Below are 25,072 nucleotides of genomic sequence, written 5' to 3'. Positions count from 1 at the left end.
CAGCACAAAAAAAGCCGATGACATCGTCACCGGCTTTAGCGTGATTAGTCTTGCAGATTAATCCACACGCTTTTGACCTCTGTATAGTTGTTAAGGGCATATGATCCCATTTCTCTGCCAAGGCCTGACTGTTTATATCCGCCAAACGGGGAGGCGGCATCAAAGACATTATAGCAGTTGACCCAAATGGTTCCTGCTTCTAGGCGTGCAGCGATATCGTGAGCATGCTTTAAGTTTTCTGTCCAAAGTCCTGCCGCTAACCCATAGTCAGATTGATTGGCCCGTTCGACCACTTCATCAATGGAATCGTAAGGAATCGCAGATAGAACTGGACCGAAGATCTCTTCTTTTGCGATTGTCATTTCATCTTCTACATCTCTAAAGACAGTAGGGGAGACGAAATAGCCTGCTTCATAAGGGCAGTCACCACCGACTACGGCTGTTGCACCTTCTGACTTCCCTTTTTCGATGTAACCTAACACACGTTCATGCTGCTCTTTACTCACTAGAGGCCCAATCTGGGTATCATGATGAAGACCGGCTCCTTGTTTTAATGATGTCGCATATTTAGCCATTTGATCGACGACTTCATCATATTGGCTCCGGTGCACAAAGACCCTTGATCCTGCACAGCACACTTGACCTTGGTTAAACATCACGCCGTTTAATGCACCTGGAATGGCTTTCTTTAAATCAGCATCTGGTAAAATAATATTCGGCGATTTTCCGCCAAGCTCTAAAGTAACACGCTTGATGGATTTGGCTGCTTTCTCCATGATCAATTTCCCAACACTTGTTGATCCAGTGAAAGCCAGCTTATTGACATCAGGGTGATCGGTTAATGCTTCACCGGCTGTTTCACCGAATCCAGGAACGATGTTAATCACGCCTTCTGGGAATCCGGCTTTATCCACTAATTCAGCTAAATATAAAGCAGATAGTGGCGTTTGTTCAGCTGGCTTTAAAACGATGGTGCAGCCTGTTGCTAGTGCAGCACCCATTTTCCACATGGCCATGAGCAGCGGGAAGTTCCAAGGAATGATTTGTCCCACAACGCCCACAGGCTCATGGCGGGTATAATTAAAATATCCCTGGCTGACAGGAAGGGTTTGTCCAGTCATTTTTGTGGTCCACCCTGCATAATAGCGCATGTGCTCAATGGCAAGAGGGATATCCGCATTGGTTGTTTCATTAATTGGTTTTCCATTATCAAGTGTTTCCAGCTGAGCCAGTTCTTCTTGGTGTTCTTCCATTAAATCTGCCAGCTTAAACATCAAGCGGGCACGTTCGGCTGCAGACATAGAACGCCAAGGTCCATGGAACGCCTTTTTAGCAGCTTTTACTGCCTCATCAATGTCGGCTGCACCTGCTTCATATACATCAATAAGGGTTTCTCCTGTGGCAGGGTTAGGCGTAGAGAATGTTTTATTATCATGACTTGTGACAAACTGACCGTTAATGTAGAGTTTTTTCGTCCCTTGGAGAAAAGATTCGAGTTTTGAACTGATTTGAAGTGTTGTAGAGCTCATAAATAAACAAACCTCCTTAAAGATATGGGTTGTTCTGCGAGTTCTAGGTGGAAAAAGTGGACATGAAGCCATTTGTATACGCACACGCATGTAAACGTATACATTTATCATATTACACGACATCTTTGAAAGCAATCGATAACACTCATTGCATTTCACGAAAAATTGGCTACAATAAATGTATAGATGAAAAAAGGAGTTTTTAAATCATGATCCATCAAAACTGGCAAACGGCTGAAACGGTAAAACAAGTAAAATGTGTACATACAAATGCGAAAAAATATATGGTTGACCGGGCATTAACGGTTGGACACACATATGATGTGAAAAATGAAACAGAGGAATTTCTCTTTGTCGTTGATAATACGGGTAAAGTAGGCGGGTATTACAAAGAGTATTTCGAAGACAATTCTGCTGAATGATTTTGAGGGTCATCACTCATACTAAGAAAAACAGTAAAGGGTGATGATGATGAAAAAGCAGCAGCAAGAAGAGCAGAAACATCAAAATGCTTGGCATGACAATGAAGATGCTGATATGGCGATTACACTTGAGCAAATTTCTGATGTGTATGCCGAAGGAACGATTGATACCCCGAAAGATGAATAGTCATTTAAAACAGTGATTTTACATAATCACTGTTCAGATTGTTGACAAAGGGCTAAAATGAACTTTATTTTAGCCCTTTGTCTTCTTTTCAGCGTGATAGAAAATCTTTGCAGTCTAGGAAGGACAGCTACTTTTGCGGAGCGAATTTGCCATTCGTGAGCACCAGAGCGCAGGAATGACAAAGAATGCGAGGGTTTGTCTACACGCTGAACAGTGATTTTACATAATCACTGTTTTTTTATGGTCCCATAACGAATGATTTCTTGAAAAAAAATGAAACTTTTTTCCTGCTTTAACAGTCTAAATAAGTAGAGGAAAGAGCATCGGATCAAAAAGAAAAAGTTAAATGAAATTTAATCTATTCGTAATGGAATAACGACGATTTATAGCGTATTCTATAAGTGAGAATAAAACGTACCCACAGAGCCGTGTGGCCGTTTTGTCATAAAGGAATTTGATGCAGGAAGAGGGGGTTTACGTGGGTATTTTTTCTGTCAGTAAACAAAATGATCATAAAAAATTCGAATCCTTATTAATTGAAGGAGAAAGAGTTGAGGCTGTTTACAGACTGCGTCACGACCAAATTTGTTTCACTAATAAACGACTGATCTTTGGCGATAACCGCGTATTTTCTAAAAAGAAAGTCAGGGTCTCCTTGCCGTATCGATCAATAGAAAGTTTTGCCATTCAAGAAGCTGGCGTGTTTGATCAGGACACTGGTATGCTGCTTGTTACAAGCTCAAAAGTATTTGAACTCGATTTTTCTAAAGATACAGATTTGAGTGACGTGCAGGCCATTTTAACAAAACATCTTTGCTGATCAACGATGCGATTACATAGATCACATGCACTTTTCTCATTCTTTGTTCTTATTTTTATCTATCGCATATCCCTTGAGCTTTTCCCAACACAGTGGGGAAGGCTTTTTTCTATTCGTGTGTTTGAATCACATCAAAAAAGGATAAAGATGAAACAGATACAGAAAGGAGAATGAACAATGAAAGTATTAGTTGCTGGAGCAAACGGACATACAGGGAGACTTGTCATTCGATATTTAAAAGAAAAAGGACATGAGCCACTTGCTCTCATTCGAGATGAAAAACAAGCAGATGCGCTAAAAGAACTTGGGGCAGCGCCTGTCATCGGTGATCTTGAAAAGGATGTGACAGATGCTGTGAAGCAAGCAGAAGCTGTCATCTTTGCAGCTGGTTCAGGCTCAAAAACAGGTGCAGATAAAACCATCGCTGTTGATCAAGAGGGGGCAAAACGCCTCGTTGATACAGCCAAAAAAGAAAATATTCAGCATTTTGTGATGCTGAGTTCTTATAATGCCGACGATCCTCATCAAGGAAAAGGACAAGGCAGTATGGAGATTTATTATGAAGCGAAAAGAAAAGCCGATGAACATTTAAAACAGTCTGGTCTTTCTTACACCATTGTGCGGCCAGGAGCACTGCTGCATGAGGAGAAGACAGGGAAAATAGAAGCGGCGGCTCATATTCCAGACGATCGTGACATTGAGATTTCAAGAGAAGATGTAGCCACTGTCTTAGTGGAAAGCTTAACGGAATCCAATGTGAAAAATAAAGCCTTTGACTTAATCAAAGGTGATACACCAGTAGAAGAAGCACTTCGTAATCTTTAAATGAAGAAAGCTGCTGCCAAAGGCGGCGGCTTTTTTGATGTTTTCATTTCGCATGGAGCGGGAAGGTAAAGAGAAAGGAGTGATTGACCGTGAGCTTAACGAAAGAGCAAAAAGCTGATTTATATGAAAGACTTATTCAATTAAAAGAAGATGTGAAAGGATCAAAAAAGAAAGAAGAATCCATGCTGGTCGAATCGAATGAGATTTCAAATGGTGTTGGAAACCATATCGCAGATCACGGAAGCATCTATTTAGATCGCATGACCGAACAGACGCTGGATCAAGTCGACGATCAGCTCGAAGGTGAAATTGATGCGGCGCTTAAGCGGATGGAAGACGGAACATATGGAATTTGTGAAAAAACAGGAAAAGACATTCCATATGAACGTTTGAAAGCAGTACCCTATACTCGTTATTCAATTGATGCAAAGAAAAATGAAGAAACCAATCAAGATCCAAATGAATTTGACCGTTCGTTCTCTGAGCAAATGCGTGATTTAACAAATAGAGAAACAATGGATCAATTACATTCAGATACGTATGAAAGGCTAGAAGAAGAGCAAGATGTTGATGTAGATGAGGAAAAATAACATGATGAGAGGAATTTATGTTTTCTCAACATAATGTTTTCCTACGTCTACATGGACAAAAATCTTGTATACATGAGTATTTTTTTAGAAAAAACATATCTTGAAATTTAATAAACTTTCGTGTAGTATAGTTTAAAGGCTGCGATGTGCGTAATGTTAATTAAGTTTTAACCTTTAAGCTGTAATAGGGAGTTTTATATTGAAGCCGGAATGTCACGCCTCCTTCGAGAGGAAGACAGGAACGTTTCTGCAAACACCCACTTTGAGGAGTGGTGGTTTAAAACTTTCTTACTTAGATTACGGCATCCGCAGCTTTTCCTAGGATGATTCAAGCCATTTTCCATTTTTGGAAAATGGCTTTTTATTTTGTCCAAAATACGATTTTGAACAGACCGAATGTGCATGTACAAATGTATGTTAAAATAGACAAAACAAACGACGGAGAGGGAATTGGATGTTACAACAAGCAGAAGCACTTCTTAAACAATATTATGGCTTTGATGCTTTTAGACAAGGACAAAAACAAGCCATTGAATCGATTGTGAATAAACGGAAGGATACGGTCTGCATTATGCCGACAGGCGGAGGGAAATCGGTTTGCTATCAGATTCCTGCTCTTATGATGGAAGGAACGACAATCGTTGTATCTCCGCTTATTTCTTTAATGAAAGATCAGGTTGATGCGTTAAATGAGATGGGAATACGATCGTCCTTTTTAAATAGTACACTTTCAGCAGGTGAAATGAATACAAGGCTGAAAAAATGTGAACAGGGGGAGTATGATTTGCTTTATATCACCCCTGAACGCTTACAAAATGAACGTTTTTTCCAGCTGCTTGATCGATTGACGATTCCTTTAATGGCTATTGATGAAGCGCACTGTATATCTGAGTGGGGACATGATTTTAGACCGAGCTATCGCTTTATACAAGAATGTGTAAACAAGCTTTCAAAAAGGCCTGTTATTGTAGCATTAACAGCCACTGCTACAAAGAAGGTCCAACAGGATATATGTGAGCAACTGGGCATGGACGAAGAAGAAACAATCTTTACTGGTTTTGCTAGAGAAAATTTGTCTTTTCAAGTGGTGAAAGGGCAAAACAGCGACCAATTCATCACACAATATATGAAGAAAAACAGTCTTGAGTCAGGCATTATTTATACAGCCACACGAAAAGAAGCAGATCAAATTTATCATCGTCTAAAAAAGCAAAAAATCAAAGCGGGTGTTTATCACGGAGGATTAGATGATGAAGTCAGAGAAGAACAGCAAAATCTTTTTTTAAATGATGATATTCAAGTAATGGTAGCTACATCTGCATTTGGTATGGGGATTAATAAGTCTAATGTACGTTTTGTCATTCATCATCAAATTCCAAGAGATATTGAAAGTTACTACCAAGAAGCAGGACGTGCCGGGAGAGACGGGCTTGAAAGTGAATGCATTTTGCTGTTTTCACCGCAAGGCGTACGCGTGCAGCGCTTTCTCATTGAACAATCAACAGAAGATGAATTGCGGTATCAGCATGAATTGCTCAAGTTGAGACAAATGGTAGACTACTGTCATACGGAACAGTGCCTTCAGCAAGTTGTGATGGATTACTTTGACCAATCATCAAGTGCCCCTTGTCAAAAATGCAGCAACTGTCTAGACGAGAGAGAGCGTGAAGACGTCACGAGAGAAGCACAAATGGTTTTGTCATGTACCGTTAGAATGAACGAACGATTCGGAAAAATGATGATAGCTCAAGTATTAGCCGGCTCTAAAAATAAAAAAGTGCTTGATTTTGGTTTCGACCGGCTTCCTACTTATGCTTTAATGAAACAGCATTCAGCCCAACATATCAGTGATTTCATTGAATTTTTAATTACAGAAGAGTATTTACACATGTCTGAAGGAGCTTTTCCAACACTAAAAGTGACACAAAAAGGAAAGAAAGTGCTAGTGGGGCAGGAGACCGTCTATAAAAAGCAGGCGATTAAGGCAGAGGCTATTCAAGAAAATGGTGCATTATTTGAGCAGTTAAGAATGGTCAGAATGAAGTTGGCAAGAGAGCAGGGCGTTCCGCCATTTGTTGTCTTTTCTGATCAAACATTGAAGGAAATGTCAGCAGTAGAGCCTAAAACAGAAGAAGAACTTTTAAATATTAAAGGTGTCGGTGCACAAAAAAGAGAGAAATATGGAGATGTTTTTTTAGAAGAAATTCGTTTATTTATAGAAAAAGAGAAAAAATAAAGAGTTTGAAGAAGGAAAATAAATTTTTTTCGTTTCATTTGGACGCGTTTTCATCATGATGATTTCCATCCCTACAAAACCTTGATATGATGCGGAATTGAGCCATTTAGTGGGCTGATTTACCAATGGAGAGAGATGTTTCATGTAAAGGAACTGTAATCTAAAACATATCGTTTTGTTATTGAAATGACATTTACATATGTTACGATAGCACTCGTTAGCCGCCATAAAAAGCTAACAAGGGAGGATTTACTTTATGAAGAAGACTATTATGTCCTTGGTTGCTGTTGCAGCAATCTCAACAACAGCATTAGGAGCACAGCAAGCTTCTGCAAAGGAAATCACTGTACAGAAAGGTGATACACTTTGGGGAATCTCTCAAAAAAATGATGTGTCTCTAAAGGACCTAAAGGGTTGGAACAATTTATCTACAGACATGATCTATGTAGGAGATAAATTGACAATCTCTTCAAAAGAGAAAACTCAGGAGCAGTACAAAGTCCAGAAGGGGGACAGCCTCTGGAAAATCGCTCAAAAATTCAATGTGTCAATTAGCGATATTAAGTCTTGGAATAACTTAAACTCAGATATAATTATGATTGGTTCAACACTAAGTGTTGCTGGTCAAAGCTCAGCTCCGGTAAGCTCAGAACCTGTTCAAAAACAGGCACCTGTCCAAAAAGAGCAAACAACGAAAAAAGCTGCTCCTAAAAAGGAAACAGCTAAAGCAGAATCATCTTCTGCTAGTCAAAGTGTTCAAAAAGAAATGACTGTAACGGCTACGGCTTATACAGCAAATGATGGTGGCATCTCAGGTATCACTGCAACAGGGGTAAACTTAAACAAAAACCCAAATGCAAAAGTAATCGCAGTAGATCCTAATGTCATTCCATTAGGAAGTAAGGTTTATGTTGAAGGCTACGGTGAAGCCATCGCAGCAGATACTGGCGGCGCAATTAAAGGTAACAAAATTGATGTACACGTACCAAGCAAATCCCAAGCTAAAAATTGGGGCGTAAAATCAGTCAAAGTGAAAGTACTTAACTAGTAGTCTATTGTTTTTGGAAGAAAGCATCAGGTGGCGGCCTGATGCTTTTATTATACCTTTTTTTGGCCGGAAATACACATATTTTTCTGAAAAATTCGCATTTTCGACAAAAACCAGCGTATAAGCCCATCTCAACGCTGGTTTTTGTGTCGTTAGCTGTCCACCCAATAAATTTCTCCGCTTTGCTCTTTCCAATTAATTTGGACATCAAAATGGTGTTTTTCATAAAAATGAATCAGGCGGTCCACATGGTTCCAATCTCTTTTGACGAGATCCCCAGTAATGACTGGAATGTTTTGCTCTCTTGCGATTTCTTTTAAATGCTTCATACAGATGGATCCATAGCCATTATCAGGCGGGCCTTTAATATCGGCAATGTGAATCTTTCCTTCTTCAGGATATTCCGCGATCAAGGAAAAATCAGATTGTCCGCGAAAAGCTTTTTCACAATCGCTTAACATGATTTTGCACGTCTCTGCATTCTCAATTGCAGAGACGATCATCCATTCATCTTCCTTCGCTTGATCAATGCCAATAATCTTTGCTTTTTTTGAAATATCTTTTATATTTTCTTGCATTCGATACATTTGGAACTGCAACTGCTGTAATTCTTGCTCTAATGTCTTCACATCTTTTGTTGTTTCCTGTAAGATTGACAAGTCTATTGCTCCTTTCATAGAAGAGTTGATAAAAACCACACAAATTCCCATTCTAAAGGAAGTGAGTGGATCTTTCAAGCCGCTAGAAGGCAGGCAATCGGCAAGTTTGTCTAAAATTCGACGAAGACAGCGAATTCATTGACTTTAGAGAGAAAGTTAAATAACATACTCTTAGTCGGAACTAATAAAGAGAGGTTTTCAAACATGAACGAACAGAATCAAAAACCGAAAAATTTCACCGGCATTGTTGTCTTTTTAACAATTGCCATAAACGGCTTAATTGCTTTATTATTTTTCATGCCAAAAACAGATAAATTTAGTCATCTGGATATTACATTTCTGCCGTTACTGAATGCCGTGATGAACAGTTTTACGTTTATCTTTTTACTTTCAGCGCTCATTATGATTAAACAAAAGAACATTAAAGCCCATAGACGATTTATCTTTGCGGCTTTTTCAACAACACTTGTCTTTTTAATTTCGTATGTGACGTATCATTCAATGGCAGCTGATACACACTTCGGGGGAGAAGGAATCATTCGTCCGATTTACTTCTTTATTCTCATCACACATATCGTCTTATCTGCCGTCATTGTACCGCTTGCACTGATCACTCTCTTTAGAGGCGCACAAATGCAAGTCGAACGTCATCGTAAAATTGCAAGATGGACCATGCCTCTTTGGCTCTATGTCAGTCTAACAGGTGTCATCGTATATATCATGATTTCTCCATACTACAGCTAACGTATGTCCATCTGGACATACGTTCTTTTATTTACAAGATGAAGTGCTTTGGATAAAATGGGAATTGGGTATCCGACTTGCACGGTATCTTCCCACCTATAGAATCACATCATGTCTGGCCGTTTGCTCGTTTGGAGAACACAATTGAACGAAACGGGGGTTATATGATGACTGAACAATTGCAGTACAAACCGGGGCTTGAAGACATTGTGGCAAGCGAAACGTCAATTTCGTTCCTAGATGTCCAGCAAGAAGAAATTGTGATTCGCGGTTATGACCTCATCGAGCTGGCACAAAACAAGACGTACTTAGAAACAGCCTATCTGCTCATTTATGGAAGATTACCAGATGCAATGGAATATCACCAATTTCAGCAAGATATTTCCTCACAAACAAGCTTACATCCAACCATTCAAACCATTTTGACAAAACTGCCAAAAACCACTCACCCAATGGATGCCATGAGAACGTGTTTATCTGCTCTTGCAGGGTACGATGAACAACTGAATGATCGATCAGAAGCATGCCAACAAGCGCGTGCCGTTCGATTACTTGGCCAGCTGCCAGCGATTGTTGCGGGAAGCTATCATATTCTCACACAAGACACCACACCTACTCCAGACCAGACCAAATCCTACACTGAAAACTTTCTAGCGATGTTAACAGGCCGCACTCCGGCACAAGACGAAATCAAAGCATTTGACCAAACACTCACGCTTTATAGTGAGCATGAGCTGCCGAATTCAACATTTGCAGCAAGAGTCATTGCATCTACTCATTCTGACATGTATGGTGCTTTTACTGGAGCGATTTCTTCATTAAAAGGTGACTTACACGGAGGCGCAAACGAAGCAGTGATGCACATGCTGCTCGAAGGCAAAACAACAGAAGGTTTCCTTGCGCTCATCGAACGTAAATTAGCCGCAAAAGAAAAAATGATGGGCTTTGGACACCGGGTATATATGAGAAAAATGGACCCAAGAGCGGCTCTTTTAAAACGATCGTTGAAAACGCTTACCGAATCAAAAGGAGACACGACGCTTTATGACATGTGCGTCGCAGGTGAGGCATACATGAAAGAAAAGAAAAACCTCTATCCAAACCTTGATTATTACGCAGCACCTATTTATTACGTGCTCGGCATTCCTATTTCACTTTATACACCGATTTTCTTTGCTGCGAGAGCAAGCGGATTAGCAGCGCATGTCATCGAGCAGCATTCACACAATCGGATTTTTAGACCGAGAGTAAGATATTTAGGGCCAAGAGGATTAAAAGTCTCAAATGATGATGGAAAAACGGGGGAATGAATATGAATAAAACAGCAGTAGCCAATCAAACAGATCAACTATTAGAAGATATCGCAGCCTATGCCGTGGATGGAGAAATTACGAGCAAAGAGGCCATTGAAACAGCTCGGTATGTACTCATGGATACACTCGGCTGCGGAATGCTGGCGCTCAACTTTCCAGAATGCACGAAGCATCTTGGACCCATCGTACCTGGAACTGTTGTCCCTAACGGAGCAAGAGTGCCTGGCACTTCATTTGTGTTAGATCCTGTTCAAGCGGCTTTTAATATAGGATGTATGATCCGCTGGTTAGATTATAATGACACGTGGCTTGCACAGGAGTGGGGCCATCCCTCAGATAACCTGGGCGGGATATTGGCTGTAAGCGATTATATCAGCAGAACGAGGCTTGCAAACGGAGAAGAACCGCTTTCGATGAATGACGTACTGCATGCGATTGTAAAGGCACATGAAATACAAGGTGTGCTTGCTTTAGAAAATTGTTTGAATCGAAATGGCTTGGATCATGTTCTTTTTGTCAAGGTGGCATCAAGTGCAGTCGTTTGTGCAATGCTTGGCGGAACGAAAGAAGATGTGCAGTATGTGTTATCACAAGCATTTGTGGATAATTCACCACTTAGAACGTACCGGCATGCCCCGAACACAGGATCAAGGAAATCGTGGGCAGCAGGGGATGCCACAAGCCGTGCGGTGAGACTAGCGATGATGACATTGAAAGGAGAAATGGGCTATCAGACGCCCCTCAGTGCAGAAAAGTGGGGGTTTGAAGATGTGTTAATGAAAGGAAAACCACTTACACTTGCCCAGCCGCTCGGGTCATATGTGATCGAAAATGTACTCTTTAAAATTGCCTATCCAGCAGAATTTCATGCGCAAACTGCCGCTGAGGCCGCTGTCATTCTACATGATGCGGTAAAAGACCGTTTAGATGAGATTGACAGAATTGAGATTACGACACATGAATCAGCCATTCGAATTATTGATAAAAAAGGACCGCTTTACAACCCGGCAGACCGTGACCATTGCTTGCAGTATATTACGGCCATTGGGTTAATCTATGGTGAGCTGACTGCTGATCATTATGAAGAAGAGACGGCGCAGAATCCGCTCATTGACCGTTTGCGTGATCAAATGATTGTCAAAGAAGATAAACGGTATACAGAAGACTATTTAGATCCGAAAAAGAGATCAATTGCAAACTGTGTTCAAATCTTCTTTAAAGACGGAACGATGACAGATCGAATTGAAATTGAATATCCGCTTGGTCATCGCAGAAGAAGGCAGGAAGGGATCCCGCTGCTTGAAAAGAAATGGGCATATCATTTGAAAACGAGATTTCCACAAAAACAAGTCGATCAAATTGTTTCACTTTGCCAAAATCCCAATCAATTAAAAACAACGACAGTACCAGCATTTATGGATTTATTTGTCATATAAGGGGGAGCTAGTGTGTGGATCGTGAATGATGAAGTAAATCAAGTTGACTTAGCCGCAGCTTTTAAAGAGCAAATGCACAAATCCGCTTTATTTCAAATTCCAGGCGTTCACGATGGAATGTCTGCGCTCTATGCGAGGAAAATGGGATTTCAAGGGCTTTATTTATCGGGTGCCGCTTTTTGCGCAAGCAAAGGGCTTCCTGACCTCGGTATGATTCATTCCACTGAAATGGCGGAAAAGGCAAAGGAAATCATTCGAGCTTCTCAGCTGCCTCTTTTAGTTGATATGGATACTGGCTATGGCGGTGTATTAAATGCAGCCAGGGCAGCAAAAGAAATGGTGGAGAGCAAGGTAGCGGCTGTTCAAATTGAAGATCAGCAAATGCCGAAGAAATGCGGACATTTAAACGGAAAATCACTCGTTTCTGTAGAAGACATGATGGCGAAAATCAAAGCGATCAAACAAGCGGCACCTACACTTCTCGTCATCGCAAGAACGGATGCGAAGTCAGTAAACGGGATGGAGGATGTCATTCACCGGGCGAATCTCTATCTAAAAGCAGGAGCAGATGCCATTTTTCCTGAAGCGCTGATCACAGCAGAAGATTTCACGTATGCTTCAAATAATATAAAAGGGCCGCTTCTTGCAAACATGACGGAGTTTGGAAAAACACCTTATTATCATGCAGACGAGTTTTCTATGTTTGGCTTTCAAATGGTGATTTATCCAGTGTCATCCCTGAGAGTTGCTGCAAAAGCGTATGAGCGTTTATTTACAGAGATTAAGGAAAAGGGGACGCAGCAGGGGATGCTGGAGGACATGCAAACGAGAAAAGAGCTATATGAAACGATTCATTATGATGAATATGAAGAAATGGATCAGCATTTAGCCAAGACGATCCTGCCGGAAATCGGGAAAGAGCATTCATAAAATCAAAAGCACTTCCTTCATGGAAGTGCTTTTTTTACGATGATGGTGTGGATGATGAAGCCAATTTCATCTTTTCTTCAACTGTTTTCGTTTTTTCTTTTACTTTTTCAGCATAAGTGAAATCACCGTAGCAATACGGATAGCGGAAGTTATCTTTGTCGCCCCCGCATGTATAGACTTCAGGGTTTCGCTTCACTTGCTTTTTGGAGTATTGCTTTGCCAATTTTTCGGAATGTTTTCCCCCGTTTTTTGCAACAAAATCAATATAGCCGATTCCCATGTTATAGCTTTGAATAATGGTTTCCAAATCAACGCCTTTTTTCTTCCCATGCTTGTACATGGTCGAAAAATGATGGACTCCTTGTTTAATGCTTTTCTGAGGGTCATTGATTTCATTTCGTTTCAAACCAAGAGATTCAGAGGACTGCATTGGATCTCCGCCTCTGCCTTTTGATTCTTGATACATCATACCGAGAATTAACGCGGTATATTGATCTAAATCTTGATCTCTTAACTCTGTTTCTACAAGCGGTTTGTAATCATCCAATCTCGACAAAACAATTGATTCCGTATCTATCGGCAGCTTTTTTAACTCCTTTTGATTAAAGGAAATGACAATGGCCGCTAATACGCAAACAAACAGAAAAATCGTGAAACAGCCTGAAATGGCAAAACATCCTGTTTTTTTCTTTTTCAAGGTCAGTTCACCCCTGTTTTGCCCCGCTTTTAAAAGGGAAGTACAGCCTTTATATTATGCCATATCCTGCACAGGATACCAAGTGAAAACCTTATATTCAATCATAGCCAAACGTAAATTCTGTTCTTGTTTTCAGTCTATAGCAGAAATAAACAAAACCGATCATGAGCCACACCATGCCGATGATTAATGCATTTGTACTGATGCTTGTTAAGAGCCAAATACAAAAAGCCGTTCCGCAAAGAGGGATGATGGCATACCTCAGTGTGTTTAATACACCTCTTTGTTTTTGTTTGATGAAATAGTAGGCGAAAACAGACAAGTTAACAAACGTAAATCCAATTAATGCCCCGAAGCTGATAAACGAGTAAATGACCTCAAGCTCACCAACAACTGCGGTTAACGAAAAAACACCAATTAATAAAATATTAAATACAGGCGTTTTCAATGTTGGGTGAATATAACCGAAGAAACGCTTTGGTAATGATTGATCTCTTCCCATCGCATACAAGAGTCTTGCGGCACTCGCATGTGATGATAGGGAGGAAGAGATGACAGCGACCATGGTGCCGGCTAAAAAGAATGAGTGGAGAAACGCTCCGCCCACAAATTCCGCAATTTCAAGTGATGCCGCATCTGGATGCTTGAACTGTTGAAAATTTGGAAACACCTGCTGTAAAAAATAAGAGGTGAGGGTAAACAGCACACCTCCAATAGCGACCGTTAAAAATATAGCGAGAGGAATCGTTCTTTTTGGCTTAATTGTTTCCTCAGACATAGTCGAAATCGCATCAAATCCTAGAAAAGAAAAACATAAAATCGTCGCGCCGGAAAAAATAAGGGCGGGATCTAAGCTTGCTGAATAAAATGGACGGGTTGACAGTAACTCTCCCGTGCCTGCATGCTGCGTGAGCCCATAAATAATAAACCCAACAAATGTAACAGCGACAATCACCTGAAAGGTCACAAATAGCGCTGTAATGTTGGCTGTAAGACGTATACCGATTACATTGACAGTCGTTATGGCGATAGCAAGTATGATGATCCAAATGTAATGAGGTACATCAGGAAAGGCTGCGGTTAAATAAGCACTTCCGATTGCAAAATTCACCATAGGCAAAAATAAATAGTCTAGCAATAGTGTCCAGCCTACAAGAAAGCCAACGTGAGGATGAATACTTTTTTGCGCGTATGTATATGCAGATCCTGCTTTTGGAAAAGCCTTCACCATATTCCCATAGCTAAGCGCTGTCAATAGTAATGCCAGTAAAGTAAAGATATAAGCTGCAGCAACGTGTCCTTTCGTCAGCTGAGCAACAATGCCGTATGAATCAAATACGACAAGTGGGTCCATATAAGCAAGCCCGATCACAACAAGCGGAAAAACAGTCAGGCTGCGTTTTAGTCTTGGCTCTTCAGTCAATTTGCCTATCAGCTCCTCTAAAAAAATGAATAAATAATGCTCATTTTAAAAAGAATGCTACCACGTGTCAATGCTATTTGAATAAATCTTTTTTCAAAAGGTGTGGAAGCTTTGCATGCTACACGTTTTGGTATATGATGATACATAGAATAAGTCGTGAGTTGACTGACAAGAAAGGTGAAGCGAAATGAAGGAAGAACTGAATACAAATCAAGAACAGGAACGGATGGAGCTGGACGAAGAAAGTCTATTTCTTGTCTCCCAAACATTTAAAGCCTTATCTGATCCGACGCGTATTCGTATTCTGCATTTGCTGTCTCAAGGTGAACATTCAGTAAATGATATAGCAGAAACACTAAACCTTATGCAATCAACCGTATCTCATCAGCTGCGCTTTTTAAAGAATCTTCGTCTCGTGAAATCTAGACGAGCAGGGACCTCGATTTTTTACAGTCCTGAAGATCAGCATGTGATGGAAGTGCTTGAACAAATGATACACCATGCACAGCATGATTGAGAAAAAACCTTCCTACTTTTATATAGGAAGGTTTTTTATGCATGATGTACTTGGGTTGATCGTTTATTTGCTTTCATCATTTGATAAGAAAACACAATATAGTAAGCCGCTAGAAGGAAAAAGCTGAGTATTGTCAGCGCATCATCGCTGACAATATGCTGATACAATTCAACGATATCCATTTTGGTGATCGCATGTGTTGTCAGATTGACCGATTTAAATGCAAGCCTAGATAAAAACAAACATAAAATAAAGCTTTCAATCCATTTACTTGTTTTCATATACAGCCGGCCATTTTCTAATTTCATCTGAATCGTCTGATAGGCGTGGATGGCCAGACTGCTCCCGAAGATCATGCCAATGACGGCATAGATAAAAATACTGTGATTTTGCCATCCTTCTGATAAGAGAATAAGGGCAGTGAGACTAAATACATACATTCTCATGAAAAGATTTACCGGGCGCACAAGCTGATAGCGTCTCATTCGATTCATTCGAATGATGATCCAGACGAGCATGACGACCCCGATCATGAACAACTGCCATACGTAATGTGTCATGTTGCAACCTCCTCCTGCACAGGCAGGGATGTAAACGAATGATGTAAACGAATGCTGGCTGTTACTTATCATTACCATTCTTTCTTTTTTTATCAAATCAAAACCTATATTTATGAAAAAGAGGAAAAGTCATGAAAATCGATCGCATTTTGTCCATTGTGATGATACTGATTAGCAAACGGCAAGTACAGGCGAAAGACCTCGCTGAACTACATGAAGTGAGCGTGAGAACCATATACCGTGACATTGATACGATTAATCAAGCGGGGATTCCAGTTGTCACAAAACAAGGCGCAGGGGGTGGAATTTCACTCGTTGACGACTATCGTCTAGAGAAAAAATTATTCACCGATGATGATATTGAACTGATTTTAACAGCTCTTGAAGGCATTACGAGTGCATACACCTTTAAAGAAAGTGAACATGTACTAAAGAAAATGAAATCCCTGATCCCGCCTCAAAATGAAAAACAGCAACATGTCTTTATTGATTTAAGCTCTTGGGGGAAAGACAGCTATTTAGAAAAGAAGCTCCAGCTCATTCATACCGCTGCCTCAGCGCATCAATATATCCAGTTCACCTATCGCAATGCAAAAGGCGAAACACTTCCTAGAAAAGTAGAGCCTTATACACTTGTCTTAAAAGGAAGACACTGGTATTTGTATGCGTATTGCTGCGTGAAAAAAGCGTTTCGCCTGTTTAAACTCAAAAGAATGTCAGACCTTATCACGCATTCAGTATCTTTTCTTCCTAAACGAATAAAAAATGAAGAAAAGCCTTGGAATGATTCTTGGCACGAAGAACCTTCCGTCAGTACACTAACGCTCAGGTTGACTGAAGATTCTGTTGGTAAAGTGAAGGAATGGATAGATGAAAATGAATTTACCGTATGTGCAGATAGTACGTATCTTGCCACAATCACGTTGCCTCAGGATGATTGGTTATATAGCTTTCTTTTTTATTTAGGGCCAGATGTCGACATTGTCTCTCCGCTATCCGTTCGGGAAGCGTTTGATCTCAAGTTGAAACAATTTCAAAAACCAAAAGGAACTTGACACAGTGTTGTCAGGTTTCTTTTTATATGATGGAAAAAAAGGAGATGAGAATGTATGTACGATATCGTGATTTTACAGAAACAATGGATCAAGGGATTATCTGTTCGAACAACAAACGAAATGGAGCAAACAAACGAGCGGAAGATTGCACCGCTTTGGCAGCAATTTTTCACGCAGCAGCTCGACGGGGGCCATGCGCCAGTCATAGGGCTGTATTCAGATTATGAAAAGGATGAAAATGGCGCTTATTTGTTCACAGCGGGGCAATTGGTTGACCAGCAGCTAGCACAAGATGCAAAAGAGATTCCAGGCTCCACCTACGCAAGATTTCAAACGAGAAAGGGCCCGATTGAAGAGGTTGTGTTTGAAACATGGCAGCAGATTTGGAGCTGGGATCAGCGTTACTTGCGAACATATACTGGCGATTTTGAATGGTACGACGAACGATCGATTGATCCAAAAGAAGCACAAATTGATATTTATATAGCAGTCGACGAAAAAATAGTTGCTAAAACTAATGATATTAGTTAATATAAAACTAACGACATTAGTTTTAGGGGGAAAACAAGATGAGATTGACAACATTTGACCGTTTGCACCAGCTTACACTCATGCCACGTATTTTTCCGGTAAATTGTTATGTATTTGAGGAAGAGAATGAACTCATCTTAATTGATGCAGCTTTGAAAATGGCAGCAAGCTCGATCATTGAATTTGCACATCAATTAAACAAACCCATTAACAAAATTATTCTGACTCATAGTCATATGGATCATATTGGCGCACTAGATGAAGTGAAAAAGGCTTTTCCAGAGGCAGTTGTTTATTTATCGAAACGAGATGCTCGCCTGTTTGCTGGCGATTTCTCTTTACTTCCTGGTGAACCGAAGAAAAAAGTCAAAGGCAGTTTTTCAAAAGACATTCTCACAAAACCAGACGTGCTTGTTGAAGAAGGGGACGAGATTGGGTCACTTAAAGTCATTGCCACACCAGGACATACACCAGGAAGCATCTCTTTATACGATGAAAAGTCAGGGGTTGTCATTGCGGGTGATGCAGTTGTGACAAAAGGCGGTTTATTTGTAACGGGTGAGTTTCGCTTCACCTTCCCATTCCCGGCTTTTGCCACTTGGGATGCAGAAACAGCACTAAAAAGCGCTGAAAAATTACTGGCACTTCGCTTGTCTTGTCTCGCAGCAGGACATGGTGATCTCATCATAGAGCCTGAGGCAAAGCTCAGAGCTGCTATCGAAAAAAGGAAGCATCAGCTACAAAAGGGAGGACAGTAAGCCATGTCTCCAAGAATGGGTATCACACAAGAAAAAATTGTTGAATCTGCCATCGAATTTGTCGATGAAGAGGGCTTTTCCGCGTTGACCATTGCTACATTGTCCAAACGGCTTAACATCAGACCACCATCTCTTTACAACCATATATCCGGTCTTCATGAAATACAGGCAGCTCTTGCTGTTAAGGGGCTGACAATGCTTTGTGAGGCCGGCAAACAAGTAACAGCGGGGCTGGAAAAAGAAGACGCTGTTTTAGCATTTGCAAGACAATATGTTCAATTTGTTCGTCAGCATCCCGGTCTTTATGAGGCTGCTTTTTCACATATGAATGAAAAAGAAGTCAGTGTGGCTGCAGAGAATCTTGCTGATTTTGTCCAATCCATCATGTCTCGTTTTGGTGTAAAAGAAGAGGACATGACGCATGTCGTCAGAGGGCTTAGAAGCTTACTGCACGGCTTTGGAGATATTTCAAACAAAAAAGGATTTCAACGGAAAGAACAGCTTGAAGATAGTGTGAGCTATGCGGTCCGTCTTTATATTGCAGGCATCAAAGAGCAAGAAGATCTGTCTCATTGACAGGTCTTTTTTATGTATCGAACCGATTTGATGAAGGAGATGTGAACAAATCAAAACATTTTTTGGGCAAAAAACCAATAAAGATTTGACAGTTTTGTGAAACATGGTATGCTTATTATGTGAAATAATTCACATAGAGGAGTAGAGGCAGATGAAAAGAAAGCCTGTTTATGTGGAAACAACCATTCAAGCACCTATTGAAAAAGTATGGGAGTATACGCAAAATCCAAAGCTTCATGAACAATGGGATTTGCGATTTTCGACCATTTCATTAAATGGACCTAGTGATGAACAGCCCCAATCCTTTTTGTATGAGAAACACCTTGGATTCGGCATTAGTGTAACTGGGACAGGAGCGTATCGAACGAGCGTGAAGGATGAGCGTCATGAAAGAGCATCCTCACTTCAATTTAAATCATCACACCCTTTGTCTTTCATCAAAGAAGGCGGAGGGTATTGGAAATACATGAAAACGAATGATCACATTGTGTTTCAAACGCAATTTGATTATGAAACAAAGGAAGGAAAAGGGTGGAAATGGGCAGACCGGTTCTTTTTTCGGCCAATGATGGGGGTTATGACTGCCTTTAGCTTTGGCGCATTAAAGACGTGGCTTGAAAAGGGCACGCATCCCCGTTTGCTGCTTGAGAGAACACTTGCCCATTATGGCATTTGTTTGTTGTTTGCCATCGTCTGGTTATGTCAAGCGATCATTCCTTTTTCACCTTCTGCTTTTGATCATAGCACCGGATTTCGATTGTTTTATGCGCTATTAGGTGTATCATGGCTCATGCCTAAACTGCCAAAGAAATATATATTCATCCTTCAAAGCATCTTTCTGCTGCTGATGCTTGGTATAGGGATTTTATCGCCAGAAACGACTCTGCACGAGCCGCTGGTGCTGAGTGCATTTTTCATTTTATCCGTTGCAGGAATGATCAATTTAAAAGATTGTGTAGATGTGTTTTCAATCAAACGAAAAAGGGGAGGTAGACATGGTCGTTCATCATCATCAAGTAAAGGACTACGATAAGCTGCATCCAACATTAAAAGAACGTTATAACCGCGCGTTTACGGCCGAAGGCATCATGGAGGAAATAGGAGGCGGGACAAAGCTCATCCGATTGTTATTCAAAATCGGTCCATTGTTTCGCTGTTTTTTTCCTGAAAGAGGGCGAAATATTCCCTTCCAAATTGTGAACAAGCCTTTTACGACAAGTAAGGGAGAAGAAGGGATGCACTGGTTTCGAACGTTCTATTTTCCTGACAAGGAAAGACATTTTGATGCAGATATGATCATTGATCAGAAGAGCCATCAAGTACTAGACTACTTTGGAAAACCTAGGCTTCTTGTGTCAGAGCTTCATTTTACAGTCACGGAAAAAGGGTTCTTGCACATTCAATCAGGTAAGCAAAAGTTTTTGCTGTTTGGGCGGGAATGGCCACTGCCTTCTTGGCTTTACGGTGAATCTGATGTAACGGAAGGTTACGATGAGCATGCAGGTGAGTATACGATTGATGTTCAAGTGAAAAATCGCCTTTTTGGCACTCTTTTTACGTATAAGGGCCGGTTTACGGAAAGGGTGTCACCTCATGAATAAATGGCATTTGATGTGTAGCATCATGTTGCTGTCCTGCTTTCTCGTTACACGTTTGACGACAGCTCCCATACCAGAATTTTTTGTTTTAATTGCGATTTTATTTTTTCTTCCCGCTTTCTTACACTTTTTTTATCAGGAAGAGAAGAAACGGCAGCAGAAGGGGCTGATCGGCTTCATAATGAAAGCCTTTCCAGTAGCAGCTCTATGTGCAACAGGCGCATTCATCTATCATTCTCTCTGGCTTGCATTGGGATGGCTTTTCTTTACAATGATTCTGGCTTTATTTGGTTTCACCCGTTTGCTGAAAAGAGGAGCCCATCCGCTTCATGAGCTGATGATCGATGGCGCATGTATGTATATCGCTCTAGGTGGGCTTTGGTTCTGGCTGTACATAGCAGATATACAAGTGATGACATTTTCACCGATGATTGTTCTTTTGACCGCTATTCATTTTCATTATTCGGCTTTTTTTATCCCAATCTTTTATGGATTATTGGGGAGGCAGCGCAAAAAAGAGACGACGCTATACAAAGTGGGTGGCTGGGTTATTTTACTGTCGCCAGTGATGATTGCTGTGGGAATCAGCTATTCTCGCCTGTTTGATACGTTCAGCGTCGTTCTTTATGTGATCGCACTTTATTTGTATGGAATTTTATGTATGACAACTTCTTTTCGTTCAACTGTTGCAAAAGGGTTCGTTGTGTTTTCTAGCATCATGTTAATGGGAACCATTGTCCTATCATTCCTTTATTCTGCCGGAATGCTTTTACATGTTACCTACATCAGCATGGATCAAATGATTTGGTTTCATGGCAGTATCAATGCAAGTTTGGTTATTTTACCAGGCCTCATTGGATGGTTGATTGAAAGACCAGCTGATCGATTGAAACAGAAGGATTTTCCGGTATCGAGAGTTCACGGTCGTTTTCAGATCATGTCTTTTCAACATGACGACATGCAGCATGATGAGAAGATTGGTTTAGTCGATTCTCTTGACCAATTAAATGGAAAGGCATTTTCAGCAGAGAGTGTGTCACCTGTTATTCGCAGATTTTATGAGGACCCGATGTCCTTTACGTTAAAAGCAGCCGTCTGTTTTCATTGGTGGGTAAGGCCGTTTGTCTTTTTGCTTCAACCTGTTTTTAGACAAATAGGACAGCTCTATTTAGGGTCATCAAGAATGCCATATGAAATGCCGGGGAGTCTTTCAAGATTTCAACATCCTCTTGAAGAAAGGAAGAATGTACGTGTGTGGATCAGGCGCAATGAGAAAGGCGAGCAAGTCTTTTATGCGCTCTATGCTCAGCACCATGATGAAGAGACAGTCTATATGAATATTGCTTTGCCGCTTCCTTTTTCACAGCTTACGGCAATTTTAAAACCTTTGAATGAAAAGGAAGATTTTCTATTAAAAAGTAAAAGTCCAAAAGGCAGTACGGGTGATGAAGGGTTGTATTTGCATACGTCTTTCATCACCATGAAACTGCCAATGGAAGAAAGCTTTCATATGAAAGCGGAGACGGAAAAAAGTCTCACAGCAATTCATCAAATGAAGCTATTCGGTATTCCTTTTTTAACGATTCAGTATCAAATCGACAGTGAAAGCCACTCATCTTAATCAATGATGTCGCATGGTTCACCGTGACGAATGATGTTCACAATCGCTTGCCCATCACTCGGATGATGATCTGCATACTGTACTGGCAGTAAAGCAAAAAATACATAGTAGACTGAGAAGTAAGCAAATTGATAGAAAAATTGATGTTCTGGCAGGAAATCGTTGGCGATCATTGTGTTCAATATGAGAACACTGAGCAGGTTGCATAATGATCCACCTAAGTAGACAAGAATGTGTGAGAAACGGTTATTTCTCCTCATTTCTTCATAATGGCAAAAAGCATCTAGAAAATAGATTCTTCTAATTTCAACGACGCCTATTTTCAATACTTTTTTACCTCTGCCAAGCGCAAACGAAACCTTTGCTCCAAACAGCCATGCGACCACAATATGGCCCAGCTGATGCAAGATGGCAACGATAGGAAGAATGACGAAAAACGACCAGCAAAACGTCCACATATCTGATAATGTAAACAAGTGTTAACCCTCCCTGATATATTTGGGAGGAAGCAGTAGGATTATTTGCATTTTACCGAATTCATTTTCATGATGCAAATATTTAATAGACTACTATAAAATGATTATGTAAACTAAAAAATTTCAATCAATAGTCTTTTTAACCCTTTCTTTTAGAAGAGTAGGGTGTGCTACAATTAAGAAATTAGTGGAAAACAAGTGGTCATCTAGCAGAAGAAAAATGTGACCTTTTTTATGAAAGATTGAAAGGGAGAGAGATTCTAATGGCAGATATTGAACAGTTTTTAGCGTTAGACATTCGTGTTGGGACGATAGTAGAAGCAGAGTTCTTTGCAGAAGCGAGAGTGCCTGCTTTCAAGCTGAAGATTGACTTTGGGGATGAGATTGGCATAAAACAATCTAGTGCACAGCTGACAAAACGTTATCAGGCTGAGAATCTCACTGGGAAACAAATTATTGCAGTGGTCAATTTCCCGCCAAGAAGAATTGCCGGGTTTAAATCAGAGGTGCTTGTCTTAGGAGGCATGCCGTCAAAAGAAGACGTTGTTTTGCTTGCCACCGATGAGCCGGTTGAAAATGGCACCAAAATAGGGTAAGAAAAAAGACATCTTCATCAGAAGATGTCTTTTGCGTATTGAGGCGGAATAACCACACGCCACATTCGTGTGTGTCTCAAAGAGACATGTTACCCGACTTACACAATTCAGCTCATCGCTTGATTAATATAGCATGGGATCAGTATGAATGCAACCATTATTTGAGTTCTCTTTGTCTTTGGAAGATAAAAAGAAGGTTCATCTCCTCATATCATAGAAAAAATGACAAGAAATCAATTATTTGGATTATTTTTTCAAAAAATATTGAAAAGTCAGATCATATTTTATAAAATGAATTCATCTTAGTTTGTTTAATCGATAAACTAAGATGGCGATCATCTATTGTTTAAAGCACATGATTTGCTGCTATGTGGGCTAAGCTGAAAGAAAGAGCTGTTCAGCTTCATTTTTACAACGAATTGAAAGCGCTTTATTTTCGACCTATTGATTGCTGCTGCCCTGCACCATCTGTCCGTTAGAAGAGGCTAAGTGAAGAAGGGAGAAAACTCATGGTGAGTGAGAATTTAAAGAAGATTCGTATGTCTGAAAAAGTGGGGTATGCTTCAGGAGATTTCGCATGTAATTTAATTTATGCAACTGTCTCTACGTATCTATTATTTTTTTATACGGATGTGTATGGATTATCAGCAGCAGCAGCAGGGACGATGTTTTTGGTGGTTCGGGCCATCGATGCGCTTGCAGATCCGTTTATTGGGGCGATGGTTGACCGAACGAACAGCCGTTTTGGCCGGTTTAGACCTTATTTGTTATTTGGTGCGTTACCTTTTGCCGTTCTTGCCATTCTTTGTTTTACGACACCGGATTTTTCCGAAATGGGAAAACTCATTTATGCGTACATCACGTATGTTGGTTTATCGCTTACATACACGTTCATCAATGTTCCTTATGGTGCTTTAACTTCCGCAATGACAAGAAATAACCAAGAGGTCGTCAGTATTACGTCTGTTCGTATGCTTTTTGCAAATCTCGGTGGTTTAGTTGTTGCTTTTTTTGTTCCGTTTCTTGCGACGTTTTTGAGTGATACAACAGGAAATACAGCACTTGGCTGGCAGATCACGATGGCATTTCTCGGCGTACTTGGGGGCGGATTACTGATTTTCTGTTTTAAAAGTACGAATGAGCGCGTCACGCTTCAAAAGCCAGAGGAAAAGATCAAGTTCAGTGATCTCTTTGTCCAGTTACGAGTGAATCGTCCGCTTGTTGTGTTAAGCATTTTCTTTATCATTATCTTTGGTGTGAACTCGATCAGCAACTCAGTCGGGATCTATTATGTGACGTATAACCTCGGCAGAGAAGATTTAGTGAAGTGGTACGGCCTGATTGGCAGTCTGCCAGCTTTAATGGTGCTGCCGTTTATTCCAAAATTGCACAAACTATTAGGAAAGAAAAAGCTGCTGAATTATTCATTATTGCTGAATATTGTAGGCCTTCTTGCATTACTTGTGATCCCGCCGAGTCAAATCACTTTAATACTTATTTTCAGGCTCGTTGCGGCTGCAGGGAGTATTACAGCAGGTGCTTACATGTGGGCACTCATTCCTGAAACCGTTGAATATGGCGAATATAAAACAGGGAAAAGAATGGGTGGACTGATTTACGCAGTGATTGGCTTCTTCTTTAAATTTGGGATGGCCTTAGGCGGCATCGTTCCAGGGCTTGTCCTTGACCGATTTGGTTATATTGCAAATCAAGTGCAAACACCAGAAGCTTTACTGGGCATTTTAATCACGACAACGGTGATTCCTGTATGCTTACTCATTTTAGCGATGGTTGATATTAATTTTTATAACCTAGATGAAGAAAAACATAAAAAAGTCATACGAGAGCTTGAGAATAGAGACAAGGTGTATATCGATCATATGGACGATTTTAAAATGTAGTTCTCTGAAAGAGGAGGAAGTTCA

At 40.5% G+C, this 25,072-nt stretch carries 27 protein-coding genes and 1 other RNA gene; 22 read left to right on the top strand and 6 right to left on the bottom strand.

Annotated features, from left to right (window positions below; translation table 11 throughout):
• Window positions 1-44: 44 nt before the first annotated feature.
• Window positions 45-1,529, bottom strand: coding sequence for an aldehyde dehydrogenase family protein (locus KVT11_RS10340; protein WP_017359492.1), 1,485 nt, complete (start codon window positions 1,527-1,529; stop codon window positions 45-47).
• 209 nt (window positions 1,530-1,738) lie between these two features.
• Between KVT11_RS10340 and KVT11_RS10335 the strand changes: the two genes are divergently transcribed.
• The 8 genes from KVT11_RS10335 to KVT11_RS10300 all read left to right on the top strand — a co-directional run bounded on the left by KVT11_RS10335 (window position 1,739) and on the right by KVT11_RS10300 (window position 7,657).
• Window positions 1,739-1,951 (top strand): DUF6501 family protein, encoded by a 213-nt coding sequence (locus KVT11_RS10335; RefSeq protein WP_017367443.1) that lies wholly within the window; start codon window positions 1,739-1,741, stop codon window positions 1,949-1,951.
• Between the two features lie 49 nt (window positions 1,952-2,000).
• On the top strand, window positions 2,001-2,138 hold the full coding sequence (locus tag KVT11_RS10330) for a YozQ family protein (RefSeq protein WP_017359491.1): 138 nt from the start codon (window positions 2,001-2,003) through the stop codon (window positions 2,136-2,138).
• 478 nt (window positions 2,139-2,616) lie between these two features.
• The gene (locus KVT11_RS10325; protein ID WP_058214059.1) at window positions 2,617-2,958 is read left to right on the top strand and encodes a PH domain-containing protein; all 342 of its coding nucleotides are present in this window, start codon (window positions 2,617-2,619) and stop codon (window positions 2,956-2,958) included.
• Window positions 2,959-3,135: 177 nt separating this feature from the next.
• On the top strand, window positions 3,136-3,783 hold the full coding sequence (locus tag KVT11_RS10320) for an SDR family oxidoreductase (RefSeq protein WP_017367442.1): 648 nt from the start codon (window positions 3,136-3,138) through the stop codon (window positions 3,781-3,783).
• An 89-nt stretch (window positions 3,784-3,872) separates the two neighbouring features.
• Complete coding sequence (locus KVT11_RS10315; protein WP_025207496.1) at window positions 3,873-4,373, top strand: TraR/DksA family transcriptional regulator; 501 nt, start codon at window positions 3,873-3,875, stop codon at window positions 4,371-4,373.
• 133 nt (window positions 4,374-4,506) lie between these two features.
• Window positions 4,507-4,692: non-coding RNA, 6S RNA (ssrS, locus tag KVT11_RS10310), on the top strand.
• 135 nt (window positions 4,693-4,827) lie between these two features.
• Window positions 4,828-6,609 (top strand): DNA helicase RecQ, encoded by a 1,782-nt coding sequence (gene recQ / locus KVT11_RS10305; protein ID WP_210552077.1) that lies wholly within the window; start codon window positions 4,828-4,830, stop codon window positions 6,607-6,609.
• A gap of 256 nt (window positions 6,610-6,865) precedes the next feature.
• Complete coding sequence (locus KVT11_RS10300; protein WP_007500712.1) at window positions 6,866-7,657, top strand: LysM peptidoglycan-binding and 3D domain-containing protein; 792 nt, start codon at window positions 6,866-6,868, stop codon at window positions 7,655-7,657.
• Between the two features lie 152 nt (window positions 7,658-7,809).
• Here KVT11_RS10300 and KVT11_RS10295 read toward each other — a convergent pair whose 3' ends face one another.
• A complete protein-coding gene (locus tag KVT11_RS10295; RefSeq protein WP_019743302.1) occupies window positions 7,810-8,316 on the bottom strand; it encodes a GNAT family protein in 507 nt (168 codons plus the stop codon).
• A 204-nt stretch (window positions 8,317-8,520) separates the two neighbouring features.
• Between KVT11_RS10295 and KVT11_RS10290 the strand changes: the two genes are divergently transcribed.
• The 4 genes from KVT11_RS10290 (at window position 8,521) to prpB (ending at window position 12,739) form a co-directional block, all read left to right on the top strand.
• Window positions 8,521-9,060: a DUF420 domain-containing protein gene (locus tag KVT11_RS10290; RefSeq protein ID WP_008346516.1), complete on the top strand. Its 540-nt coding sequence runs from the start codon at window positions 8,521-8,523 to the stop codon at window positions 9,058-9,060.
• Between the two features lie 167 nt (window positions 9,061-9,227).
• Window positions 9,228-10,370 carry a citrate synthase gene (mmgD, locus tag KVT11_RS10285; protein WP_025207495.1) on the top strand — a complete coding sequence of 381 codons (1,143 nt, stop codon included), beginning with the start codon at window positions 9,228-9,230 and terminating at the stop codon, window positions 10,368-10,370.
• Between the two features lie 2 nt (window positions 10,371-10,372).
• Window positions 10,373-11,809, top strand: a complete 1,437-nt coding sequence (locus KVT11_RS10280) for a bifunctional 2-methylcitrate dehydratase/aconitate hydratase (RefSeq protein ID WP_116306996.1) — start codon at window positions 10,373-10,375, stop codon at window positions 11,807-11,809.
• A gap of 12 nt (window positions 11,810-11,821) precedes the next feature.
• Window positions 11,822-12,739: a methylisocitrate lyase gene (prpB, locus tag KVT11_RS10275; RefSeq protein WP_116306994.1), complete on the top strand. Its 918-nt coding sequence runs from the start codon at window positions 11,822-11,824 to the stop codon at window positions 12,737-12,739.
• A 34-nt stretch (window positions 12,740-12,773) separates the two neighbouring features.
• Here the strand turns inward: prpB and KVT11_RS10270 are convergent, their stop codons facing one another.
• Both KVT11_RS10270 and KVT11_RS10265 read right to left on the bottom strand, forming a co-directional pair.
• Window positions 12,774-13,436 (bottom strand): lysozyme family protein, encoded by a 663-nt coding sequence (locus KVT11_RS10270; protein ID WP_017359484.1) that lies wholly within the window; start codon window positions 13,434-13,436, stop codon window positions 12,774-12,776.
• Window positions 13,437-13,533: 97 nt separating this feature from the next.
• Window positions 13,534-14,859 (bottom strand): APC family permease, encoded by a 1,326-nt coding sequence (locus KVT11_RS10265; RefSeq protein WP_017367435.1) that lies wholly within the window; start codon window positions 14,857-14,859, stop codon window positions 13,534-13,536.
• 187 nt (window positions 14,860-15,046) lie between these two features.
• Here KVT11_RS10265 and czrA point away from each other — a divergent pair, with 187 nt between their 5' ends.
• Complete coding sequence (czrA, locus tag KVT11_RS10260) at window positions 15,047-15,376, top strand: Zn(II)-responsive metalloregulatory transcriptional repressor CzrA (protein ID WP_007500691.1); 330 nt, start codon at window positions 15,047-15,049, stop codon at window positions 15,374-15,376.
• A 35-nt stretch (window positions 15,377-15,411) separates the two neighbouring features.
• Here the strand turns inward: czrA and KVT11_RS10255 are convergent, their stop codons facing one another.
• Window positions 15,412-15,936: a CcdC protein domain-containing protein gene (locus KVT11_RS10255; protein WP_116306992.1), complete on the bottom strand. Its 525-nt coding sequence runs from the start codon at window positions 15,934-15,936 to the stop codon at window positions 15,412-15,414.
• A 131-nt stretch (window positions 15,937-16,067) separates the two neighbouring features.
• Between KVT11_RS10255 and KVT11_RS10250 the strand changes: the two genes are divergently transcribed.
• From KVT11_RS10250 to KVT11_RS10220, 7 genes are all read left to right on the top strand, one after another.
• Window positions 16,068-16,991, top strand: a complete 924-nt coding sequence (locus KVT11_RS10250) for a helix-turn-helix transcriptional regulator (protein ID WP_210552076.1) — start codon at window positions 16,068-16,070, stop codon at window positions 16,989-16,991.
• 54 nt (window positions 16,992-17,045) lie between these two features.
• Window positions 17,046-17,522, top strand: coding sequence for a GyrI-like domain-containing protein (locus KVT11_RS10245; RefSeq protein ID WP_025207490.1), 477 nt, complete (start codon window positions 17,046-17,048; stop codon window positions 17,520-17,522).
• Window positions 17,523-17,560: 38 nt separating this feature from the next.
• Complete coding sequence (locus tag KVT11_RS10240; RefSeq protein WP_025207489.1) at window positions 17,561-18,280, top strand: MBL fold metallo-hydrolase; 720 nt, start codon at window positions 17,561-17,563, stop codon at window positions 18,278-18,280.
• A 3-nt stretch (window positions 18,281-18,283) separates the two neighbouring features.
• Window positions 18,284-18,856, top strand: coding sequence for a TetR/AcrR family transcriptional regulator (locus KVT11_RS10235; protein ID WP_008346533.1), 573 nt, complete (start codon window positions 18,284-18,286; stop codon window positions 18,854-18,856).
• A gap of 151 nt (window positions 18,857-19,007) precedes the next feature.
• Entirely contained in the window at window positions 19,008-19,889 is an 882-nt protein-coding gene (locus KVT11_RS10230) for a membrane protein (RefSeq protein ID WP_017359477.1), read from the top strand.
• Window positions 19,852-20,457 carry a DUF4166 domain-containing protein gene (locus tag KVT11_RS10225; protein WP_039963930.1) on the top strand — a complete coding sequence of 202 codons (606 nt, stop codon included), beginning with the start codon at window positions 19,852-19,854 and terminating at the stop codon, window positions 20,455-20,457. Before KVT11_RS10230 ends, KVT11_RS10225 begins: the two co-directional genes overlap by 38 nt.
• The gene (locus tag KVT11_RS10220; protein ID WP_076822081.1) at window positions 20,450-22,075 is read left to right on the top strand and encodes a YndJ family protein; all 1,626 of its coding nucleotides are present in this window, start codon (window positions 20,450-20,452) and stop codon (window positions 22,073-22,075) included. Before KVT11_RS10225 ends, KVT11_RS10220 begins: the two co-directional genes overlap by 8 nt.
• Here KVT11_RS10220 and KVT11_RS10215 read toward each other — a convergent pair.
• Entirely contained in the window at window positions 22,072-22,551 is a 480-nt protein-coding gene (locus KVT11_RS10215) for a hypothetical protein (RefSeq protein WP_007500681.1), read from the bottom strand. The genes KVT11_RS10220 and KVT11_RS10215 overlap by 4 nt on opposite strands.
• A gap of 263 nt (window positions 22,552-22,814) precedes the next feature.
• Between KVT11_RS10215 and csaA the strand changes: the two genes are divergently transcribed.
• Together csaA and KVT11_RS10205 are read left to right on the top strand one after the other, a co-directional pair.
• On the top strand, window positions 22,815-23,147 hold the full coding sequence (gene csaA / locus KVT11_RS10210) for a chaperone CsaA (protein WP_017367427.1): 333 nt from the start codon (window positions 22,815-22,817) through the stop codon (window positions 23,145-23,147).
• A 509-nt stretch (window positions 23,148-23,656) separates the two neighbouring features.
• Complete coding sequence (locus KVT11_RS10205; protein ID WP_007500679.1) at window positions 23,657-25,048, top strand: glycoside-pentoside-hexuronide (GPH):cation symporter; 1,392 nt, start codon at window positions 23,657-23,659, stop codon at window positions 25,046-25,048.
• Window positions 25,049-25,072 lie beyond the last annotated feature (24 nt).

Source organism: Bacillus sp. GbtcB10, assembly GCF_019091365.1.
Classification (GTDB): domain Bacteria; phylum Bacillota; class Bacilli; order Bacillales; family Bacillaceae; genus Bacillus; species Bacillus altitudinis.
The sequence above is the reverse complement of the archived record's forward strand: the minus strand, read 5'-3'. Positions and strand labels throughout refer to the sequence as shown.

Excerpts from the sequence above, each read along its gene's own strand:
- KVT11_RS10205 (WP_007500679.1), top strand. The coding sequence starts at position 23,657 with ATGGTGAGTGAGAATTTAAAGAAGATTCGTATGTCTGAAAAAGTGGGG.
- KVT11_RS10220 (WP_076822081.1), top strand. The coding sequence starts at position 20,450 with ATGAATAAATGGCATTTGATGTGTAGCATCATGTTGCTGTCCTGCTTT.
- KVT11_RS10255 (WP_116306992.1), bottom strand. The coding sequence starts at position 15,936 with ATGACACATTACGTATGGCAGTTGTTCATGATCGGGGTCGTCATGCTC.
- KVT11_RS10245 (WP_025207490.1), top strand. The coding sequence starts at position 17,046 with ATGTACGATATCGTGATTTTACAGAAACAATGGATCAAGGGATTATCT.
- csaA (WP_017367427.1), top strand. The coding sequence starts at position 22,815 with ATGGCAGATATTGAACAGTTTTTAGCGTTAGACATTCGTGTTGGGACG.
- KVT11_RS10335 (WP_017367443.1), top strand. The coding sequence starts at position 1,739 with ATGATCCATCAAAACTGGCAAACGGCTGAAACGGTAAAACAAGTAAAA.
- KVT11_RS10230 (WP_017359477.1), top strand. The coding sequence starts at position 19,008 with ATGAAAAGAAAGCCTGTTTATGTGGAAACAACCATTCAAGCACCTATT.
- recQ (WP_210552077.1), top strand. The coding sequence starts at position 4,828 with ATGTTACAACAAGCAGAAGCACTTCTTAAACAATATTATGGCTTTGAT.
- KVT11_RS10340 (WP_017359492.1), bottom strand. The coding sequence starts at position 1,529 with ATGAGCTCTACAACACTTCAAATCAGTTCAAAACTCGAATCTTTTCTC.
- czrA (WP_007500691.1), top strand. The coding sequence starts at position 15,047 with ATGAAGGAAGAACTGAATACAAATCAAGAACAGGAACGGATGGAGCTG.
- KVT11_RS10300 (WP_007500712.1), top strand. The coding sequence starts at position 6,866 with ATGAAGAAGACTATTATGTCCTTGGTTGCTGTTGCAGCAATCTCAACA.
- KVT11_RS10225 (WP_039963930.1), top strand. The coding sequence starts at position 19,852 with ATGGTCGTTCATCATCATCAAGTAAAGGACTACGATAAGCTGCATCCA.
- KVT11_RS10280 (WP_116306996.1), top strand. The coding sequence starts at position 10,373 with ATGAATAAAACAGCAGTAGCCAATCAAACAGATCAACTATTAGAAGAT.
- mmgD (WP_025207495.1), top strand. The coding sequence starts at position 9,228 with ATGACTGAACAATTGCAGTACAAACCGGGGCTTGAAGACATTGTGGCA.
- KVT11_RS10330 (WP_017359491.1), top strand. The coding sequence starts at position 2,001 with ATGAAAAAGCAGCAGCAAGAAGAGCAGAAACATCAAAATGCTTGGCAT.
- KVT11_RS10320 (WP_017367442.1), top strand. The coding sequence starts at position 3,136 with ATGAAAGTATTAGTTGCTGGAGCAAACGGACATACAGGGAGACTTGTC.
- KVT11_RS10235 (WP_008346533.1), top strand. The coding sequence starts at position 18,284 with ATGTCTCCAAGAATGGGTATCACACAAGAAAAAATTGTTGAATCTGCC.
- KVT11_RS10240 (WP_025207489.1), top strand. The coding sequence starts at position 17,561 with ATGAGATTGACAACATTTGACCGTTTGCACCAGCTTACACTCATGCCA.
- KVT11_RS10290 (WP_008346516.1), top strand. The coding sequence starts at position 8,521 with ATGAACGAACAGAATCAAAAACCGAAAAATTTCACCGGCATTGTTGTC.
- KVT11_RS10250 (WP_210552076.1), top strand. The coding sequence starts at position 16,068 with ATGAAAATCGATCGCATTTTGTCCATTGTGATGATACTGATTAGCAAA.